At 70.2% G+C, this 18,819-nt stretch carries 19 protein-coding genes; 7 read left to right on the forward strand and 12 right to left on the reverse strand.

The features are described from left to right. Positions 1-220: 220 nt before the first annotated feature. On the forward strand, positions 221-637 hold the full coding sequence (locus RJQ01_RS02505; protein WP_350475132.1) for a pyridoxamine 5'-phosphate oxidase family protein: 417 nt from the start codon (positions 221-223) through the stop codon (positions 635-637). Positions 638-643: 6 nt separating this feature from the next. Here RJQ01_RS02505 and RJQ01_RS02510 read toward each other — a convergent pair whose 3' ends face one another. The 6 genes from RJQ01_RS02510 to RJQ01_RS02535 form a co-directional block, all read right to left on the reverse strand. Then, on the reverse strand, positions 644-1,279 hold the full coding sequence (locus RJQ01_RS02510) for an anti-sigma factor (protein ID WP_350475133.1): 636 nt from the start codon (positions 1,277-1,279) through the stop codon (positions 644-646). A 121-nt stretch (positions 1,280-1,400) separates the two neighbouring features. Beyond that, positions 1,401-2,042, reverse strand: coding sequence for an RNA polymerase sigma factor (locus RJQ01_RS02515; RefSeq protein WP_350475134.1), 642 nt, complete (start codon positions 2,040-2,042; stop codon positions 1,401-1,403). Continuing rightward, positions 2,039-2,674 carry a class F sortase gene (locus RJQ01_RS02520; protein ID WP_350475135.1) on the reverse strand — a complete coding sequence of 212 codons (636 nt, stop codon included), beginning with the start codon at positions 2,672-2,674 and terminating at the stop codon, positions 2,039-2,041. Before RJQ01_RS02520 ends, RJQ01_RS02515 begins: the two co-directional genes overlap by 4 nt. Positions 2,675-2,689: 15 nt before the next feature. Further along, entirely contained in the window at positions 2,690-3,544 is an 855-nt protein-coding gene (locus RJQ01_RS02525) for a DUF4397 domain-containing protein (protein ID WP_350475136.1), read from the reverse strand. A 129-nt stretch (positions 3,545-3,673) separates the two neighbouring features. Further along, positions 3,674-4,324, reverse strand: coding sequence for a zinc ribbon domain-containing protein (locus tag RJQ01_RS02530; RefSeq protein WP_350475137.1), 651 nt, complete (start codon positions 4,322-4,324; stop codon positions 3,674-3,676). Positions 4,325-4,497: 173 nt separating this feature from the next. Continuing rightward, positions 4,498-5,727 carry a PrsW family intramembrane metalloprotease gene (locus RJQ01_RS02535; protein WP_350475138.1) on the reverse strand — a complete coding sequence of 410 codons (1,230 nt, stop codon included), beginning with the start codon at positions 5,725-5,727 and terminating at the stop codon, positions 4,498-4,500. A 96-nt stretch (positions 5,728-5,823) separates the two neighbouring features. On the opposite strand from RJQ01_RS02535, the gene RJQ01_RS02540 reads away from it, so the two are divergent. Both RJQ01_RS02540 and RJQ01_RS02545 read left to right on the forward strand, forming a co-directional pair. After that, positions 5,824-7,311 carry an AlkA N-terminal domain-containing protein gene (locus RJQ01_RS02540; RefSeq protein ID WP_350475139.1) on the forward strand — a complete coding sequence of 496 codons (1,488 nt, stop codon included), beginning with the start codon at positions 5,824-5,826 and terminating at the stop codon, positions 7,309-7,311. Positions 7,312-7,402: 91 nt separating this feature from the next. After that, positions 7,403-7,567: a hypothetical protein gene (locus RJQ01_RS02545; RefSeq protein WP_350475140.1), complete on the forward strand. Its 165-nt coding sequence runs from the start codon at positions 7,403-7,405 to the stop codon at positions 7,565-7,567. A gap of 8 nt (positions 7,568-7,575) precedes the next feature. Here RJQ01_RS02545 and RJQ01_RS02550 read toward each other — a convergent pair whose 3' ends face one another. Next, the gene (locus RJQ01_RS02550) at positions 7,576-9,006 is read right to left on the reverse strand and encodes an aspartate ammonia-lyase (RefSeq protein WP_350475428.1); all 1,431 of its coding nucleotides are present in this window, start codon (positions 9,004-9,006) and stop codon (positions 7,576-7,578) included. 200 nt (positions 9,007-9,206) lie between these two features. On the opposite strand from RJQ01_RS02550, the gene RJQ01_RS02555 reads away from it, so the two are divergent. Further along, on the forward strand, positions 9,207-9,674 hold the full coding sequence (locus tag RJQ01_RS02555; RefSeq protein ID WP_350475141.1) for a nucleoside deaminase: 468 nt from the start codon (positions 9,207-9,209) through the stop codon (positions 9,672-9,674). 43 nt (positions 9,675-9,717) lie between these two features. Here RJQ01_RS02555 and cydC read toward each other — a convergent pair whose 3' ends face one another. Genes cydC through RJQ01_RS02575 form a run of 4 tightly spaced genes read right to left on the reverse strand, consistent with a single transcriptional unit; the run spans position 9,718 to position 15,529 of the window. Further along, the gene (gene cydC / locus RJQ01_RS02560) at positions 9,718-11,406 is read right to left on the reverse strand and encodes a thiol reductant ABC exporter subunit CydC (RefSeq protein WP_350475142.1); all 1,689 of its coding nucleotides are present in this window, start codon (positions 11,404-11,406) and stop codon (positions 9,718-9,720) included. Further along, a complete protein-coding gene (gene cydD / locus RJQ01_RS02565; RefSeq protein WP_350475429.1) occupies positions 11,403-13,124 on the reverse strand; it encodes a thiol reductant ABC exporter subunit CydD in 1,722 nt (573 codons plus the stop codon). Before cydD ends, cydC begins: the two co-directional genes overlap by 4 nt. After that, positions 13,061-14,077: a cytochrome d ubiquinol oxidase subunit II gene (cydB, locus tag RJQ01_RS02570; protein ID WP_350475143.1), complete on the reverse strand. Its 1,017-nt coding sequence runs from the start codon at positions 14,075-14,077 to the stop codon at positions 13,061-13,063. Before cydB ends, cydD begins: the two co-directional genes overlap by 64 nt. Before the next feature lie 33 nt (positions 14,078-14,110). Then, positions 14,111-15,529: a cytochrome ubiquinol oxidase subunit I gene (locus RJQ01_RS02575; protein WP_350475144.1), complete on the reverse strand. Its 1,419-nt coding sequence runs from the start codon at positions 15,527-15,529 to the stop codon at positions 14,111-14,113. Between the two features lie 152 nt (positions 15,530-15,681). Between RJQ01_RS02575 and RJQ01_RS02580 the strand changes: the two genes are divergently transcribed. Beyond that, complete coding sequence (locus RJQ01_RS02580) at positions 15,682-16,353, forward strand: DedA family protein (protein WP_350475145.1); 672 nt, start codon at positions 15,682-15,684, stop codon at positions 16,351-16,353. A gap of 59 nt (positions 16,354-16,412) precedes the next feature. On the opposite strand, the gene RJQ01_RS02585 is transcribed toward RJQ01_RS02580, so the two are convergent. After that, positions 16,413-17,054 (reverse strand): TetR/AcrR family transcriptional regulator, encoded by a 642-nt coding sequence (locus RJQ01_RS02585; protein ID WP_350475146.1) that lies wholly within the window; start codon positions 17,052-17,054, stop codon positions 16,413-16,415. A gap of 148 nt (positions 17,055-17,202) precedes the next feature. On the opposite strand from RJQ01_RS02585, the gene RJQ01_RS02590 reads away from it, so the two are divergent. Together RJQ01_RS02590 and RJQ01_RS02595 are read left to right on the forward strand one after the other, a co-directional pair. Continuing rightward, entirely contained in the window at positions 17,203-18,246 is a 1,044-nt protein-coding gene (locus tag RJQ01_RS02590; RefSeq protein ID WP_350475147.1) for an App1 family protein phosphatidate phosphatase, read from the forward strand. Positions 18,247-18,340: 94 nt separating this feature from the next. Next, positions 18,341-18,796 carry a hypothetical protein gene (locus RJQ01_RS02595; RefSeq protein ID WP_350475148.1) on the forward strand — a complete coding sequence of 152 codons (456 nt, stop codon included), beginning with the start codon at positions 18,341-18,343 and terminating at the stop codon, positions 18,794-18,796. Positions 18,797-18,819: the final 23 nt, after the last annotated feature.

An 18,819-nucleotide genomic window follows, 5' to 3' on the forward strand; every position in this document is an offset into this window, starting at 1 on the left:
GGAGCGGCGACGGTGATCGCCTCGATGTCGATCATCGTCACGCGGCCGGCCCACCGGTAGCGGACCGCGCGAGCAACCAGTACGCGAGAACCGGACGTCATGCCGCCGCGCTGGGCAGGCATCGGCGTCGATATCGGGACCTTCGCCCCTACCCTCGCGGCGCCGGCCGGTCTGGGATAGGGGCATCGGTACACGCGACGACGGGAGTGCGATCATGGTCATGGGATTCGGGGAAATCACCGAACTCGACGCCGAAGACTGCTGGCAGATGCTCAGCACGACCGACCTCGGCCGCATCGCCGCGAGCGCCGGAGACTCGATCGACATTTTTCCCGTCAACTACGCGATCGACGATCACACGATCATGTTCCGCACGGCGCCCGGCACGAAGCTGCTGGAGCTCGCGATCAACGACCGCGTGGCGTTCGAGATCGACGGCCACGACGATGAGACGGCGTGGAGCGTCGTCGTCAAGGGTCGCGCCGAGCGCATCGAGCGGCAGAGCGACATGGATGCCGCCGAGGAGCTAGGCCTGACGCCGTGGATCCCGACGCTCAAGTACCGCTGGGTGCGCATCGCGCCGACCGAGGTCACGGGTCGCCGGTTCGCCCGAGGGCCCGAGCCCGAGAGATTCTGACGACCGTCAGGCGCTGAGCGAGCCCCGCACGATCGAGTCGCCCGAGTGCGTCGGGTCGCCGTCGAGCGGCTCCCAACTGATGTCGACGACCGAGAACCGCGTCAGATCCACCGACTCCGGAACGACGAACTCGCCCTGACTGCCAGCCAGAAGCCCGAGGCTGATGAGGCCGTCCACGTTCTCGGTGAGCAGCCAGACCTCGCGCACGCCGTCCCCCGACGCCGTCGCGTCGAGCGAGACGCGCAGAACGCGCTCCCCCGACGCGGTCTGGGCGACCTCGGCGGAGCCCGTCGAGTCTGTCCACTGCGGGAGCGCCTCCAGTTGGGCGCTCGCCAGAATCTGCTCGCTGAGGCGCGGCGCTGCGGCGTTCCAGGTGAGCGCGGCGCCGACGACGAGCGCCGCGGCAGCGGCGACGCCGATCAGCGGAGTGACGATGCGACGCGCGAGACTCGGGCGCCGCCCACGAACGTCAGAGCGATCACGAGCGTCAGAGCGATCACGAGCGTCAGCGAGCGAGACGACCGACGCAGACGGCGCGGTGGGAGTGATCGAGGGCGACAGACCCAGTTCGCGCTGGATGCTCTGCCAGACCCGTGCGGGCGGCTGCTGCAATTCTGCCTCCCCCAGGGTTGCACGAGCCACGGTCACGGTCTCCTCGAGTTCGGTGACCTCATGTCGGCACTGAGTGCACGACGCGAGGTGCGCGCGCTCGGACGCCCTCGCAGGCGGCTCGCCGAGCGCGAGCAGGGCAGCGGTATCGGGATCAAGATGCTTCATGGCTCACCTCCAGCCGTCCTCTCAGCCTCACCAGACTGCGTCTGATGTGGGATTTCACCGTTCCGATCGGCATCTGCAGCCGTTCGGCGATCTGCGTGTGTGTCAGATCGTCGAAGAACGCCAGATGCACGACGGCGCGAGCCGTCGGTTCGAGCTTCGCCATCTCATCGGCGATGAGGAGACGGTCTGCGAGGTCGATATCGGATGCCGGTGCGACCTCTTCTCGCGTGATGGCCGTGACTTCCGCGGTGATGGTGCGCTCGCGCCCACGAGACGCGTGCGTGTCGGCGATCGTGTGGCGCGTGATGCCCACGAGCCAGGCGCCGAGCGGCGAGCGTTCGGCGTCGTAGCGATGCCGGCCCTGCCAGGCGGCCACGAAGACCTTCTGCGTCACGTCCTCGGCGTCCGTTGCGTCTCCCAGCGACCGCACCGCCAGCGAGTAGATCAGGGACGCCCACCGGGAATACATCTCGGCAAGTGCCGATTCCTCTCCGGCCGCAAAGCGTCGGGCAAGGTCGACCGAGGCCTCGTCCGTCATGGTCGTCACCGCGGTGTACCGCCTCTGATCTTCCTGCCGGGCTGGGCCCGATGCGCTCGTGCGCGCCATCGTAGCCTGTGCGACTGTCATGAGACCTTCTCCGCCGTCACGATGTAGTTGTCGAGGTACTGCCCTGGCCCTCGCCAGTCGTATTCGCCGCCGCAGGTCACCAGAACCAAGTGGGGTTCTCCTGTGGCCGTGAAGACGCGATCGAGGGGAACCTCATCTTTGTCGATGCGTTCCACCGAGACGACGCGGTACTCGTGCACCGTGCCCGAGTCGTCCGTCACCGTGATCGCCATGCCCTCCCGGGACTCGCGCAGACCCGCGAAGGGGCCGATGCCCTCAGGCAGCGAGTCGACGTGCGCCGCGATCACAGTCGCGCCCATGCGGCTGTCGGGTGCTGAACCGTAGGCGTACCATCCGGCGACGAACGGACTCTCGGGAAGCGACATGTATCCGTCGTTCTCGATGCCATGAGCCTCGACCCGCATGTCGATGCCGAGGTCCGGCATTCGAAGGCGAGCCGGTGGGGTGGCCACCTGCTGCAGCAACTCCAACGTCGACACGGTCTCGACGTCGGAGAGCACGATCTTCGTCTCTCGCTCAGAAGCGCCCCGCTCCCGGGCCTCTGAGGGCCCGAGAGCGGAGCAACCGGAGAGAAGCAAGAGGCTGGCCATGGTGAACCCGATCGTCCGGGCCAGCCCCTTGCTTCGGCTCATGGTCGGCACTGCTCCTTAGCGCTGCGCCGACGCGGTCTGACGACGGACGATGATGCCCGCCGCGACGAGGAGCATCAGGAGGAGCGCGGCTCCACCAGCGGCCCAGCCGGCACCGAAGCCAGCACTCTCGTCGACAAGACCGGCACTGCCGGCAGGAACGCCGTCGGGGGTCGTGAGACCGCCGATGGTGAACACGACGGCCGAGAAGGCGCCCTCGTCGGGCCCGAAGGCGTGCACGAGGATGTTGGTGCCGGCGGGAAGCGTGACGTCGCTCAGCTCGATCGCCGGAGTCTCGGCGTCGGGGCCTGCGTAGACGTTCGGGTAGGTCGCCGCGGGAACGTCGAGAACGCCCTCGTCGCCGTTCGCCAGCGGACCGGCGAGCTCAGTACCGTCGGAGAAGACGCTCACCGGGCCCACGTTGGCGGTGTGGCGCACGGTGATGAGACCGTTGCCGACCTCGCTCGTCGTAAGCTGGTTCTCGAAGACCGACACGGTGAAGTCACCGGCGGGCTCGGTCGGGTGCGCGACGACCGTGTACGACACACCGGCCATGAGCGACAGGTCGCTGTTGAACAGCTCCGAGTCGTCGGCGGTGTTCGTGATCACCACGTTGTAGTCACCGGGTGCGAGACCACCGAGGGCGTCGACGCCCACGTTGGGGCTCGCGAGGCCGGGGCCAGCTGCAACGCCGGGGCCGACGTCGTCGAGCGTAATGGCGCCCGAGGCGATGTTGATGTCGACGGTCGCGCCCGGGAAGGCGTGGACGATGTAGACGTCAGCCGTCTCATCGGTCACAGCGTTCGCGGGGGCCGCGAGGCCGACGGTGGCGAGGGTGGCTACACCCAGGCCGGCGAGAATTCGATTGCGCATGGTTCCTCCTTGATCTGTGCCTCGCGGGGGGAACCGGCGAGGCTGTCGGCGGAAGTGCCTTCACTCATCACTTCCCCCGGAAGCCCGCGAACGGATGCGCCCCAACCTGGCAACCCGCTGTGAGACCGCTCAGGAGAGGATCACTGAATACCGCACGAGGGTGACCGCCAGACCGACGACCCACAACACGACGTTGACCGCACCGGTCGCCAGACCCGCCAGCGCGAAAGGGCGACCCCTCATGGCGCCGCCCCGCGTCTGGCGGAGAGCGCGAAGGCCCAGCACACCGCACAGCACGAGCAGCGCGGCATTGACCAGGAACATCAGCGTCAGGGTGGTCAGGAACGGCGCCCACGCACCATCGGGGCGCCCGGCGTTGATGGCCTCGACCGCCTGAACCCCGAGCAGGGAGGCGAGAGCGTTGCCCCCGACCGAGACGAGCAGAGGTGCCACGCCGGCGAGCAGCGCCCCCACCGCCGCACGGCTGAACGGGGCGGCTGCGACAGGCGCGGGCGGCGGGATGCGCGCGGGAATCGCGGGCTCGTGCGCCGCGGGCGAGGCGGCGGAGGGCGCAGGCCGAACCGGACTCATGGGCGGCGCAGGGTTCACCGACTCGGCGCTCGACGGCTCGCGGGGCGCCGCCGCGACCTCGAGGACGGCAGGCGCGGGCGCATCCTCGACGAACTCGACCTCAGGGCGCGGGGCGACCGCCGTGCCGCACCGCGTGCAGAACCGTGCGCCCTCCCGCACCGGACTGGCGCACGCGATGCAGTTCACCATGCCAGCCCCCGCTCCGACTATCGACGCCTCTGCGCACGCGATCGCGCCTGTCGGTCAGGCTAGCAACGCACTGCCTCTTGACGAGCGTCCCCAAGAGGGGGACGATGATGACCAGATCAACTCGCCGCCCAGGCGCGCCGGAGGCATCGCCCCGCCACTGGGCGGCGAGTCTGTTAAGCGCCGCCGCGCAGAGCGTGGCGCGAGCGCGCCAGAGCAGCCAGAAGGGCCGCCTCATCGGCGCGCGCGCCGATGTCATCCCGATCGCCGAGGATGCGCTGGCGCGCGTACGCGAGGCGGGTCGCGTCGCGGATGAACGCCGCCATCAGAGCGCCCACCCCGTGCCGCTGCGCCCACGCCGTGGCCTGCCGCCGCCCGGCGGCACTCGCGATCATCGCAACCTCCTGGGGGTGCAACCAACCGACCGCGGCGTACTCGGCGAGGCGCTCCTCGGTGAGCTGCCGCTCCTGGCCGCGCAGCATCGCCACGATGCCGACCGCGACGAGGAACAGAGGAACCTGCACGAGCAGGTAGTAGCCGTAGAAGTCGCCGACGAAGAACAGGGCGCCATTCCAGAAAGCGTGCAGGAGCACAGCCGGAACGAGGCCGAGCACGAAGTACCCGAGCACTCCGACGGCACCCGTGCGCCGGGCGGCGAAGCCGAGAGCGGCCCCGAGGCACGCCGAGAACATGACGTGCGCGAAGGGCGACATGAGTCCGCGCACGACGAAGGTCTCCACGGTCGTCGCCGTCGACCCGTCGAAGAGCGACTGACCGAAGTAGAGAATGTTCTCGGTGAAGGCGAACCCGCCTCCCACGCACGCCGCGTACACGATGCCGTCGACGGGCCCGTCGAAGTGCCGCCGCACCGCCCAGAACAGGATGAGGACCCCGAGACCTTTGCCGACCTCCTCGACGATGGGGGCCTGCACCGCGGCGGCGATGAAATCGAAGCCGGGCCCGGGGCCGCCCACCGCGGCGAGCGCATTCTGGATCTCCGCATCAACCGCGAGGGCGATCAGCACACTGGCGCCCGCACCCCACAGGAAGGCGAAGGCGAGCGCCGACCGCGGCTCGGGCTCCCACCGGTCGATCCACCGGATGCCCAGCACGACGATCGCCAGGGGCACGAGCGCGAGCAGGCCTCCCACGACGGCGCCGGCTGTGCCGAGCGCGATCACGAGGTACGCGAGCACGACCAGCAGCACGAGCGCGAGCGCGATGAATCCGAGCACGGCGAGCACGATGAGGAGCGGGCTCGTGCGCCGCGGTGCGACTGCCAGCCCTGGCTGGGCGACGCTCGCCGCTTCTGACCGCACCGGCTCCGGCGCGCGCGAGACCGCCGGGGCGGGCGCCCGCCCCACCCCGGTCGCGGTGTAGTCGGGCAGTCGAGGGGAGGCGGTCATGTGCGCCACTGTAGCCGCGCTCGCCCGATGAGAGTGACAGAGTGCCGCGTCCGATTCCCGTTGGTGCCGGCGCCCCGCAACTGGCACGCTGGCACCGTGCCCACGCTCGATCACGACCGCTGCTACCGCGTGCTCACCGCACGTGACGCCCGGTTCGACGGGCAGTTCATCGCGGGCGTCCACTCCACGGGCATCTACTGCCGGCCCAGCTGCCCCGCCACGACGCCACGCAAGCGCAACGTACGCTTCTACCCGACCGCGGCCGCCGCCCATGAGGCCGGGCTTCGGGCTTGCAAGCGATGCCAGCCCGACGCTACCCCGGGCAACCCGCAGTGGAATCTGCGCGACGACCTCGTGGGTCGCGCCATGCGGCTCATCCTCGACGGCGTCATCGAGCGCGACGGCGTGCCGGGCCTCGCCGCGCACCTCGGCTACAGCCCGCGCCATCTCACCCGGGTGATGACGGCGGAGCTCGGCGCCGGCCCCCTCGCCCTCGCCCGCGCACACCGCGCCGAGACGGCCCGCACTCTGCTGTCGGCAACCGAGCTGCCTGCCGCCCAGGTGGCCTTCGCGAGCGGCTTCCGCAGCATCCGGCAGTTCAACGACACCGTGCGCGCGGTGTACGACCTGACCCCGAGCGAGCTGCGAGCGCTCGCGCGTCGAGAATCCCGCAGCGCCCGGCCCTCGTCGCAGACCGAGGGTCCAGGCGGCACCGGCACGACCATCACCCTGCGCTTGGCCGCCCGCGCGCCGTTCGACGGCGCTGGCGTACTGCGCTACCTGGCCGACCACGCCGTGCCGGGCGTCGAGCGCGTCACCGACGAGGGCATCGAGCGCTGGCTGCGCCTGCCCGGCGGACTCGCGCACGTGCACGTGCGCCTCGACGAGGAGCGGGCCGGCGTGCGCTGCACGGCGACACTCGCGACGCTCCAGGACGTCGCCCCGCTCACGGCGCGCGTGCGCCGCTGGTTCGATCTCGACGCCGACGCCGCCGCGATCGATGCCTCGCTGGCGCGGGATGCCCTGCTCGCGCCCCTCGTCGCCGCTGTGCCGGGCATCCGCGTGCCGGGAGGTCTCGATCCCGCCGAGACGCTGCTGCGCACCATGGTCGGCCAGCAGATCTCCCTCTCCGCCGCGCGCACCGTGCTCGGGCGCATCGCCGCCGACATCGCGCAGCTCGACGGCACGCCGGCGGCCGACGGTGCCCTGCTGCCCTTCCCCACAGCCGGGCAGCTCGCCCTGCACGGCGCCGCGGTGCTGCGCGGCCCCGCATCCCGCGTGCGGGCGATCCTGGGCGTGAGCGAGGCGCTTGCGAGCGGCGAGCTGGCCCTCGACGTGGGGCTGACCGCCGCTGAGTTGCGCGCGCGGTTGCTCGGCCAACCCGGCGTCGGGCCGTGGACCGCCGACTACGTCACCATGCGCGTGCTGGGCGCACCCGACATCCTGCTGGCGAGCGACCTTGTGCTACTCGCCACGCTGCGCGCCCGAGGGCTCGCGTCAACACCGCGGCAGGCGGCCGAGCTCGGCGAGCGCTGGGCGCCGTGGCGCAGCTACGCGACCCTGCACCTGTGGCGTGCCCGATGACCGGGTAGCGCGCGGAGCGCGTGCCGAGCACAATGGTGCCCACGCCGAGCCCGGCGCTTCGAGCAGCTCGCGACCAGATGGGGAGGCCAGCATGGACCGGGAGTACGAGCCGCACAGCGACGACGAGCGCGAGGTCGACCTCGACCCGATCGACGAGACGCTGCCCCCGCCGACCATCGACCCGGACGAGCGCGTCGAGCTGCCGGGGGTCGAGCACGGCGAGCAGCCGGTCGACGAGGACGACAGGCCGGCCTGAGCCGAGCCTCAGTTCTCGGGCGGCACCATCGGCAGGGCGATAGCACCCGTGGCCGGCACCACCCCGCTCAAGCGCTCCGGCGAGAGCACCTTAGCGATCTCCGCCTCCGTCATCAGGCCGCGCTCGATGACGAGCTGCCGCACGGGCACGTCAGAGCTGAGCGCCTCGTAGGCGAGCGCGGCCGAGCGCTGGTAGCCGATGTACGGCGTGAGCGCGGTGACGACGCCGACGCTCGACTCGACCATGCTCGTGAGCCGCTCCACGTTCGCCGTGATGCCGTCCACGCAGTTCAGACGCAGAGTGCGGCACGCGTTCGTCATCCAGGCGAGAGACTGCAGAATGCTCGAGGCGATCACCGGCTCGAAGGCGTTGAGCTGCAGCTGCCCGCCCTCCGCCGCAGCCGTCACCGTCGCATCGGCGCCGATGATCGAGAACGCGACCTGGTTGACGACCTCCGGGATGACCGGGTTGACCTTGCCCGGCATGATCGACGACCCCGCCTGGCGGTGCGGCAGCGAGATCTCGCCGAGGCCCGCCTGCGGCCCGCTCGAGAGCAGGCGCAGGTCGTTGCAGATCTTCGACAGCTTCACGGCTGCGCGCTTGAGCGTGCCGGAGACGGTCATGAAGATGCCGGTGTCGCTCGTGGCCTCGATGAGGTCCGGTGCCGTCACCATCGTGTAACCGCTGATCTCGCTCAGGTGCCGCCGCACCGACTCGGCGTAGCGCGGATCTGCGGTGATGCCCGTGCCGATTGCCGTCGCACCCAGGTTGATCTCGTTGAGCCACGGGATGATCTCGCCGAGCCGCTCCTGATCCTCACCGAGGGTCGTCGCAAAGCCGCGGAACTCCTGACCGAGCGTCATCGGTACGGCGTCCTGCAGCTGGGTGCGGCCGACCTTGAGGATCGAGGCGAACTCCTGCCCCTTCGCCGCGAACGCCTCGATGAGCAGCCGGTGCTCGTCGAGCAGGCTGCGCAGGCTGAAGACCATGGCGAGCTTGATGGCGGTCGGGTACACGTCGTTCGTGGACTGACTGCGATTGACGTGGTCGATGGGGTGGAAGTTGTCGTAGTCGCCCTTCGGCAGGCCCATGAGCTCGAGGCACCGGTTGGCGATGATCTCGTTCGCGCACATGTTGGTGCTGGTGCCCGCGCCGCCCTGCAGCACCCCGAGCACGAACTGGTCGTGCAGCTCGCCCTCGATGATCTCCTGGCACGCCCGGTCGATGAGGTCGGCGCGCTCGGGCCGAATCACCCCGATCTCCTTGTTCGCGCGAGCCGCCGCCTGCTTCACCATCGCGAGGGCGATCACGAGATTGGGGTGGTTGGAGAGCGCCCGGCGCGTGATCGGGAAGTTGGTCAGGGCCCGCGCTGTGTGGATGCCCCAGTAGGCATCGGCGGGTATCGGCATCTCGCCGAGCGAGTCGGACTCGACGCGCATCTCGCGCGGAGCATCCTCGTCCTCGTCCAGCCCCGGTCGGTAGACGGGCTCTCCATCGTCGCTCGTCATGAAGCTGGGGGCGGGGCCGGTTGTGCGCACCATGGGATGACTGCCTCTTCCTTGCAGATCGATGAACAGTGCGGTGGCGACGCTCACTCTAGCCCCTGGCGGCGCCGTGCGGGCTTGCTACAGTCTGCGACGTGTCGACATCCTCTCCCCTTGCCCGAGCCCTCGACCTCGCCGTGCGCAACGTCGCCGCTGGCGGGGGGCCGTTCGGCGCCGTCATCGTGATGCCCGACGGCAGCGTCGTCGAGGGCACCAACCGCGTGACGCTCGACAACGACCCGACCGCGCACGCCGAGGTGGTCGCCATTCGGGCGGCAGCGGTGCGCTTGGGCACCTTCGATCTGAGCGGATGCTCGCTCTACAGCTCGTGCGAACCCTGCCCCATGTGCGGGGCCGCCGCCCTGTGGGCACGGCTCGACACCGTGATCTTCGCCGCCGACCGGAACGATGCCGCCGCCGCAGGATTCGACGACTCGGCCTTCTACGCGCTCTTCGAGCAGCCTGGCGGCGACTGGCCGACCGCGCTGCGGCACGAGCCCTCCCCCGACCGGCTTGCGCCCTTCGAGGCCTGGAGCAGTTTCGCGGAGCGCACCGAGTACTGAGTGCTCGCGACGGCGTGCCCGGCGCTGCAACCCGAGTCGGCGACTAGCCGATCGCGGTGACGCGCACCCGCCGCGTCACGAGCCTGTCGGGCACGGGCGTATGCGAGATGATGACAACCCCGCGATCGTCGCCAATCGCCCTCACCAGCTCCCCCAGCAGCGCCTCTGCGCGCGCGGGGTCGACGTTCGCCGTCGGCTCGTCGACGACCAGCACGGTCGCCGACGACAGCAGTGCACGGGCGAGGGCCAGACGCTGCGCCTCGCCGCCCGAGACGAGGCGCCCCCGCTCACCGACCGGGGCATCGAGCCCGCCCCGCTCTCGGCACCACTGGCCCAGACCCACGCGATCGAGCACCCCGAGAAGGTCGGCGTCGGTGGCCGTGTCGCACGCGAAGAGCAGGTTCTGCCGAATGCTCGTGTCGAACAGGTGCGGCGACTGCTCGCACAGCACCACGTGGCGGCGCACGTCGTCGGGGTCGAGACGGCGCACGTCGACGCCGCCGAGCAGGTAGTCGCCCTCGTGGTCGAGGAATCGTACGAGCACGTGCGCGAGCGTCGACTTGCCGGCGCCGCTGGGCCCTTCCACGATGACGCGATCGCCGGGACCGACCTCGAGGTCGAGCGGCGCCATCGCGGGCGTCGACTGGCCCGGCCAGCGGGCGGTGACCCCACGCAGGGTGAGCGGCGTCGCCGAGGCAGGCGGCGGCGCGGGAGTCGCGGGCGGGCCCGGGATCTCGGGCGGGACGCGCGCCGGCACGGCAGCCGCGATGCGGTCGGCACTCGCCCGCACGCGCCACCACGCAGCCATGGCGAGCGGGAGCGCCGCCGCCACCTCGAGCACGGCGAGCGGCACGAGCACGAGCAGTGCGAACTGGGGGCCGGTGAGCGCACCGGTCGAGAGGGCCGGCTCCGTCGCGACGAGCGTGACGAGAGCGGTGGCACCCGCGCCGAGCGTGAAGAGGGCCGCCACGCTGCCCGCAGCGGCCGACTGCCGCGACTGCGCACGACGCAGCTCGCCGTCGAGGTCGAGGATGCTCGCCCGTCGCTCCTCGGCAGCGCCGAACGCGTTCAGCACCTCCCATCGTGTGACGTACTCGAGCACGGCGTCGGCAAGACGCGCGCGCAGCGGCGCGATGCGGGCGTCGGCGGCGCGACTGAGCAGATGCAGCACACCGAATGCCGCTGCGCTGGTCAGCAGCAGTCCGAGTGCCAGCACGGTGCCCGACACGGGAGAGAGCCAGGCGACCCCGACAACGGCGAGCCCGGCCACGATGCCTCCGCTCACGAGCGGTTGCGCCACCCGCAGGGGGAGGTCCTGCAGCGTGTCGACGTCGCGCACGAGCGTCGTCAGCAGATCGCCGCGTCGCACTCCGCGCACGCCGTCGGGGGCGAGGGGCAGGAGCCTCTGGAAGATCGTGACCCGCAACGAGGCGAGCGATCGGAACGCGCCATCGTGCGCGACGGTGCGTTCGAGATAGCGGAACACTGCCCGGCCGAGCGCGAAGGCGCGCACGCCGACGATGGCGAAGCCGAGGAACAGGATGGGCGGCTGCTCCGCTGCTCGAGCGATGAGCCACGACGAGGTCGCGAGCAGTGCCACGGCGGAGCCCGCGGCGAGCACCCCCAGCGCGAGGGCGGCGAGCACGCTCGCCCGCGCGGGCATCGCGGCGCGCAGCACGGGGCGCCGGCTGGCGCGATGTGCAGCGCGACGCTCACGAGCGGACGCGCTCATGATGCCCCCAGTCCGGCCTGAATCGGCTGGAGATCGAGGTGGAGGTCGGCCGCATCGACGACCGAGCGGCGGTGCGAGACCACGATCACGAGACGGCCCTCATCGGCGAGCTCGCGCACGCTCGCGAGCACGGCAGTCTCGGTCACGGTATCGAGGGCGGAGGTCGGCTCATCGAGCAGGATGATCCGGCAGTCCCGGGCGCGCGCCCGGTAGACCGCTCTCGCGAGCGCCAGCCGCTGCGCTTGACCGCCGGAGAGCCCGTCTCCGGCGGGCCCGAGCACGGTATCGCGCGGCAGGTCCTGCAGCCGGGCCCAGCGCAGTGCCGCGTCGACCGCGGCGCGGTCGGCCCTCGCGCCGCCCAGAGCGATGACCTCATCGAGCGTGCCCTCGGTGAGATCGGCAGACTGCGGGGACCAGGCGATGCGTGCTGCGCGCTGGCCCGGCTCGAGGCGCTCGCCTGCCACGACAACCAGGCCCTCGGCCTCGTGGAGGCCGAGAATCGCGAGAAGGAGCGACGTCTTGCCTGTGCCGCTCGGGCCCGTGATCGCGACGACCTGGCCGGCCTGCCAACTCGCCGAGAGCCGATCAACGACGACCCGATCGCCACGACGCACCGTGAGCTCGCGCAGGTCGAGCGCGGCCTCATCCTCCGCGCCGAGGGGCGCAGCCGCGACACCCTCGCCGACGTCAGGGCTGACCGCGTCGTCGGCCTGCTCGAGGAACGCGAGCGCATCGTCGGCGGCGGCGATGCCCTCCGCCGCCGCGTGGTACTGCGCGCCCACCTGCCGCAGCGGAAGGTAGGCCTCGGGCACCAGCACGAGCACGAAGAGGCCGAGGGCGAAAGCGATGTCGCCGTCGATGAGCCGTACACCAATCGATACGGCGACGACGGCGACCGAGAGGCTCGCGGCGAGTTCGAGAGCGAAGCCGGAGAGGAACGAGAGCCTCAGAACCCGCATGGTGCGCTGGCGGTACTGCTCGGTGACGGACTCGATGCGAGGCGTCTGGCGGTGCTGACGACCAAAGATCATGAGCGTCGAGAGACCGCGCACCACCTCCAGGAAGCCTTGGGAGAGAGTGCCGAGGGCCTCCCACTGGCGGCGCTGCATCGCCTGGGTGGCGAGACCGATGAGGATCATGAAGAGCGGGATGAGAGGCAGGGTGAGGATGACGGCCACTCCGGTCGCCAGATCGGCCGTGAGCAGGGCGAGCACGACGAGCGGCGTGGCGACGGCGGTCAGGATCAACTGCGGCAGGTAGCGACCCACGTACCCGTCGAGCGCATCCAGTCCCTGCCCGACCAGCGTGGCAACGCGCGCACTCGACGTCGAGCCGAGCAGCGAGGACCCGCCGCGGTCGAGTCCCTCGAGCACGCGCCGACGCAGCTGGCTCTTGACGACGGCCGCACCGCGCACGGCGAGCCCGTCGAGCACGGCCTGCGTTCCCGCGCGGGCCAGCACGCTGACCGCCGTTCCGAGGACCGGCACGGCGAGCTGCTCGAGCGACTCGCCCCCGATGAGACCGGCGACACTGTGCGCCAGGAACCAGCTGAAGGCGATGATGCTCGCGGTGTGCACGACCGCGACGGCCGACCCGATGAGAAGGAGCGATCGGGCTGCCGTCGCCGTGCGCAGCAGTCGCGGGTCGAGCGGCCTCAGTGCGCGTCCGCCGGAATCAGATCTCGGGTGAGCCGCTGGCGGAACACCCAGTAGGTCCAGCCCTGGTACGCGAGCACGAGGGGCATCGCGAACACCGCCAACCAGGTCATGATCTGAAGAGTGTACGTCGAGCTCGACGCGTTCTCGATCGTGAGACTGAAGGCCGGATCAGTGGTCGACGGCATGACATTCGGGTACATCGCCGCGAGGATCGCGCCCACGGCGAGGGCGATCGTCGTCGCCGTGAGCCCGAAGGCCCACCGTTCGCGCCCGCCAGCGTTGGCGACCCACGACCCGATGAGAGCGACTGCTGCTCCCCCCGCGAGAGCGAGGATGAGCGGCAGGTGCGCGACGTCGAGGTGCTGCACGGCTGTCCACACCAAGAACGCCGCGGCGACGACGATCGTGAGCAGCCCCGAGCGCTTCGCGAGGGCGCGAGCCCTCTGGCGCATGTCTCCGTCGGTCTTCAGCGCCACGAACTGCACGCCGTGCGTGAAGAACAACAGCAGCGTCGTGAGTCCGCCGAGAATCGCGTACACGTTCAGCAGATCGAACAGCGAGCCCGTGTACGTGCCGGATTCGTCGATCGCCACCCCCTGCACGATGTTCGCGAACGCGACGCCCCACAGCAGGGCCGGTACCGCGGAGCCGACCACGATCATCCCGTCGAACCACGCCTTCCACCGCGGCGACTTGCCCAGACGGCGGTACTCGAACGACACGCCGCGCGCGATGAGCGCCAGAAGGATGAGCAGCAGAGCGAGGTAGAAGCCGTCAAACAGGGTGGCGTACCAGAACGGGAAAGCGGCGAAGAGCGAGGCGCCCGCCACGATGAGCCACGTCTCGTTGAGATCCCAGACGGGACCGATCGTGTTGATGAGCAGCCGCTTGTCAGTGTCGTCCTTCGCGAGGAAGGGCATCGACATGCCCACGCCGAAGTCGAAGCCGTCGAGCACGAAGTACCCGATGAAGAGAAAGCCGACGATGCCGAACCAGAGGAGTGCGAGATCCATGATGTGTCCTGTCTGCGTGGTCGTGTCGTCGGGCTAGTAGACGGTCGCGAGGGTGCGGGGGTCGACCGTGCCGTCGCCGTCCTCGTCTGCGTCGTACTTCGCCCAGTCCTGCGGGCCCTCGACGGCGGCCTTGACGATGAGCTTGAACTCGACGACCGCGAGTGCGCCGTAGATGAGGGTGAAGGCGACGAGCGAGAGCAGAACCTCGAGGCCCGTCACGCCCGGCGAGACGCCGTCCTCCGTCTTCATCAGGCCGAACACGATCCACGGCTGCCGGCCCATCTCGGTGAAGATCCAGCCGACGAGGCTCGCCACCAGGGGAAGAGGCGCCGACCAGATGGCGACCTTCCACGCCCACCCGGCCGGGGTACGGCCGCCGCGCGTCAGCCACAGGCCGACGACGGAGACGAGGGCCGCGAGGGCGCCAAGGCCGATCATCCAGCGGAAGCTCCAGTAGGTCACCCAGATGATGGGCGTGTAGTCGCCCGGGCCGAACTCCGACTGGTACTGCGCCTGTAGGTCGTTGATTCCCTCGACGGTGCCCATGATGTCGTGCGTGGACAGGAACGAGAGCACGTAGGGGATGCGGATCGAGAACAGCTCGCTTGACCCGTCCGGCGTGCCCCAGGTGAAGATCGAGAAGGATGCTCCGGCCGTCGTCGTGTAGAGCGCCTCGGCCGCCGCCATCTTCATGGGCTGCGTCTCGACCATGATGAGGCTCAGCTGGTCTCCCGTGAGGGCCACCCCGGCGAAGCACACGATGTTGGTAACGAGGCCGAACCGCAGAGCCGTGCGCATCTCGTCGACGTACTGGCCCCGCGAGAGGTGGAAGGCGGCGACGGCGACCATGACGACCGCGGCGAACATCGTCGCGGCGAAGATCGTGTGCGGAAACTGTGCGAGGGCGACGGGATTGGTGAGCACCGCGACGATGTCGGTCAGTTCGGCGCGACCGCGCTCCTCGTTGATCGCGAAGCCGACCGGGTTCTGCATGAAGGCGTTGGCGGCGAGGATGAAGTACGCCGACAGCGTCGTGGAGACCGCGAGCATCCAGATCGTCGCGAGGTGCAGCCTGGCCGGCAGCTTGTCCCATCCGAAGATCCACAGGCCGATCATCGTGGCCTCGAGGAAGAAGGCGATCAGGCCCTCCATGGCCAGCGGCGCCCCGAAGACGTCTCCGACGAAGCGCGAGTAGTCGCTCCAGTTCATGCCGAACTGGAACTCCTGCACGATGCCGGTGACGACGCCCATCGCGAAGTTGATGAGGAAGATCTTGCCGAACAGCCGGGTGAGGTGCAGGTACTTGAGCTTGCCGGTGCGCACCCACGCGGTCTGCAGGATCGCCACGAGGACGACCATGCCGATCGTGAGCGGGACGAACAGGAAGTGGTACAGGGTCGTAAGACCGAACTGCCAGCGGGCGAGCAGCAGCGGATCGAGCCATTCGAGCACGAGGGGCGACCTTCCACGAGCGAGGGAGAGGGGACGATTCGACCCTACGAGCCGCGCTCAGGAGCGGGACAGGGCCGAAGGTCCCGAGTACCCCTTGCCGCGCGGTAGCGGCGCACAGCCCGCCCCCGTTCAGCATCGCTAGGCTCGCGATCGTGAACGAACTGCTCGACGACCTGCTCGGCTACGTGCAAGCCGTCGACCCCGTACTGCGCACCCTCCTGGCCGGCCTGTTCATCTTCTTGGAGACGAGTGTGCTGGTCGGCCTCGTCGTGCCAGGCGACACCGTGGTTCTCGTTGCGAGCACCGCCGTCGACACCCCCCTCGGCTACTTCTCGCTCGTCGGGATCGCGATCGCGGGGGCGCTCGGCGGCGCCTCGGTGGGCTTCGCCATCGGGCGCTTCTTCGGCCCACGCCTGCGCGCCTCACGGCTCGGTGCGCGCATCGGCGAGAAGAACTGGCGGCGAGCAGAGAACTTCCTCGACCATCGCGGCGGCATCGCCGTCTTCATCTCGCGCTTCCTGCCGGTGCTGCACTCGCTCACACCGCTCGTCGTGGGCATGAGCACGCTGCGCTACCGCACCTTCATGCTCTGGCTGGCGCCCGCCTGCGTGATCTGGTCGTTCGCCTACGTCTCGGTGGGCTCGGCTGCCGCCGAAGGCTATCGGTCGATCTCAGGTCAGTTGAGCTCGGCCGCCTACTTCTTCGTCGCGGCGATCCTCGGCTTCTGGCTGCTCGTGTACGCCGTCAAGCGGCTGCTCGACCGCTACGTCGCGCGCTTCTCCGACCGTGTGGGAGACGGCGACGCGACGACGCCGGAGGATTGAGCATCGCGCGCTCCGTGCCCGCGCGCAGCGAGGGTGAGAACGGCTGGCGCGACCGCCGCTCAGAGTCGATCGACGACGACCGCCGTGACCGCGCGGCGCGCCTCAGCAAGCAGGGCGTCTTCGCCCGGTGAGGACCGCGCGAACGCGCGAGCGACGAGAGCATCGGCGACCTCCACCGCCGAGCCCACGGCGAGGCGGAACTCAGCGGAGTCTGCCGCACCGAAACGCTCGACGAAGGCATCGCCCACCGCGCCGGCGATCACCGTCGATGCGGGCTCCTCCGTGGCCGGCGGGAGCAGGTCGAGCACGTCGCCCACGCGCAACGACCGGAACCCCGGCTCGGAGCGGAACAGGTCGACCAGGGTGTCGACGACGGCGAGCAGGGCATCCTGCGCCGAGGCGTGGTCGCCGCGCGCGAGCTCCTCCGAGATGCGCACCATGAGCCGCTCCAGGTTGCGGGAGGCGAGGGACTGCAGCACGGCGATGCGGTCGGGAAAGTAGCGGTACACGGTGCCGATGGAGGCACCAGCGCGCTCGGCGACCATCGCCGTCGTGAGCTTCTCGTAGCCGATCTCATCGATCGCCGCCGCTGCGGAGTCGAGCAGTGTGGCGAGTCGCGCAGTGCTGCGCGCCTGCACCGGCTCGTTGCGGATCAGTGCGGTGGCGCCGGGGTGCAGGGTGTAGGTCTCAGAGTTCGACACGATGAGGTCCTTTCGCTCGACCGATGCCCACAGTAGCGCCCTCAGCGACTCGAACGCGCATGACTCTCAGGTGCGTCGCGGCTCGCTCCATGGTTCGCGTCTCCCCAGAACGAACCATTGCGCCGCTGTGCTCTGACAGACTGGGCCGGTGACGGACGAGACGCCGGACCCCTCCCCGCCCTCCCGATGGGCGACCTGGGCCTCGGGCCTCGAAGACCGCTTTCACCGCTTTCGCGAGCGTCGCGCGCGCAAACGCGGGCTCGTCCCCACGGTCATCCCGTACAGCGGCTACGGCAACGACGGCTGGATACGGGTGCTGTGCCGCGTGCTGCTCACCCGGCCCCAGGCCTCCGCGAAGGCGGCCAAGAAGTCGATACGCGGCTGGCGCAGCTTCGTGAGCATCCCGGTCGCCGACGCCGAGGTCACGGTGCGCGCCGACGGTCAGGAGTCCATCGTGCGCGCGGACCGCGGCGGCGTCGTCGACGCGGAGATCCCTGTGAGTCTCTCTCCCGGCCTGCACACCATCACTCTCGAGACGGAGGGTTCCGAGCCGGTCTCGGCGCGCATCTACGTAGTGAATCCGGAGGCTCGGATAGGGGTGCTCTCCGACATCGACGACACCGTCATGGTGACGGCGCTGCCCCGGCCCTTCCTCGCCGCCTGGAACACGTTCGTGCTCGACGAGCACGCACGACGCCCCGTGCCGGGCATGGCGGTGCTGCTGGAGCGCCTCACGCAGGAGCACGCGGGTTGCCCCGTCGTGTACCTCTCGACGGGCGCGTGGAACGTCGCCCCCACCCTCGACCGCTTCATGGGCCGGCACCTCTACCCGCGCGGCACGCTGCTGCTCACCGACTGGGGGCCGACGCACGACCGCCTCTTCCGCAGCGGGCGCGACCACAAGCGCGAGAGCCTCGAGCGGCTCGCACGAGAGTTCCCCGCCGTGAGCTGGGTGCTCATCGGCGATGACGGCCAGCACGACGAGGAGCTCTATCGAGCATTCGAGAAGTCGCACCCCGAGAACGTCGCCGCCGTGGCTATCCGGCAGCTCTCCACCCCGGAGGCCGTGCTTGCGGGCGGGCGCCGGCACATCGTCGCTCCCGACGGCGCAGCGCCGTGGGTGTGGGCCCCGGACGGCGCGGGGCTCGCGAAGAAGCTCGCCCAGGTCGGAATCCTGCGCCGCTACCGCTGAGGGCCCAGCCGCTCCGTGCCCAGCGCGGAGGGGCACGCGCTACTATCGAACACACGTTCGACGACGGCATGGAGACAAGGCGAGGAGGGCGTGCATGGCACGGCGCCTGACGCGCTCCGCGGGCCCTGAGCATCCCCTGCTGTTCGAGACCGAATCCGACATTCCGCCGGCGCCGATTCCGCCCGATCCGAATGCCGCCCGCGAGCTCGATGCCTACCGCGCCCTGCTGGCCGAGGCAGAGGTGACCGCCCTCGCCGCCGCCGCGGCGCAGCCCGCGGGGCGCGAGGTGGTCGTCGCCGGGCGACGCGAGTCTGCGGTGGATGACGCAGCGGCCGTGCTCGATGACGGCACCGCACGCCTGCCCCTGGTGCTCGGATCGACGGCGAGCGCCGCCCTGCGGGAAGCCCTGAGCGCACGCGTGCTGCTCGTGAGCGCGACGACGTCGAGCGCCGGCGGCGCGCCCGTGCTGCGCGTCAGCGCGGCACACGACCTGCGGCGGCTCGGAAGGGAGCACGAGGCCCGCCTGCGCTCGATCGGCCCCCGCCATTGACGCATGAGAGTCCTCTCATGCGA

It is taken from the genome of Microcella sp. (assembly GCF_040286215.1).
Taxonomy (GTDB): domain Bacteria; phylum Actinomycetota; class Actinomycetes; order Actinomycetales; family Microbacteriaceae; genus Microcella.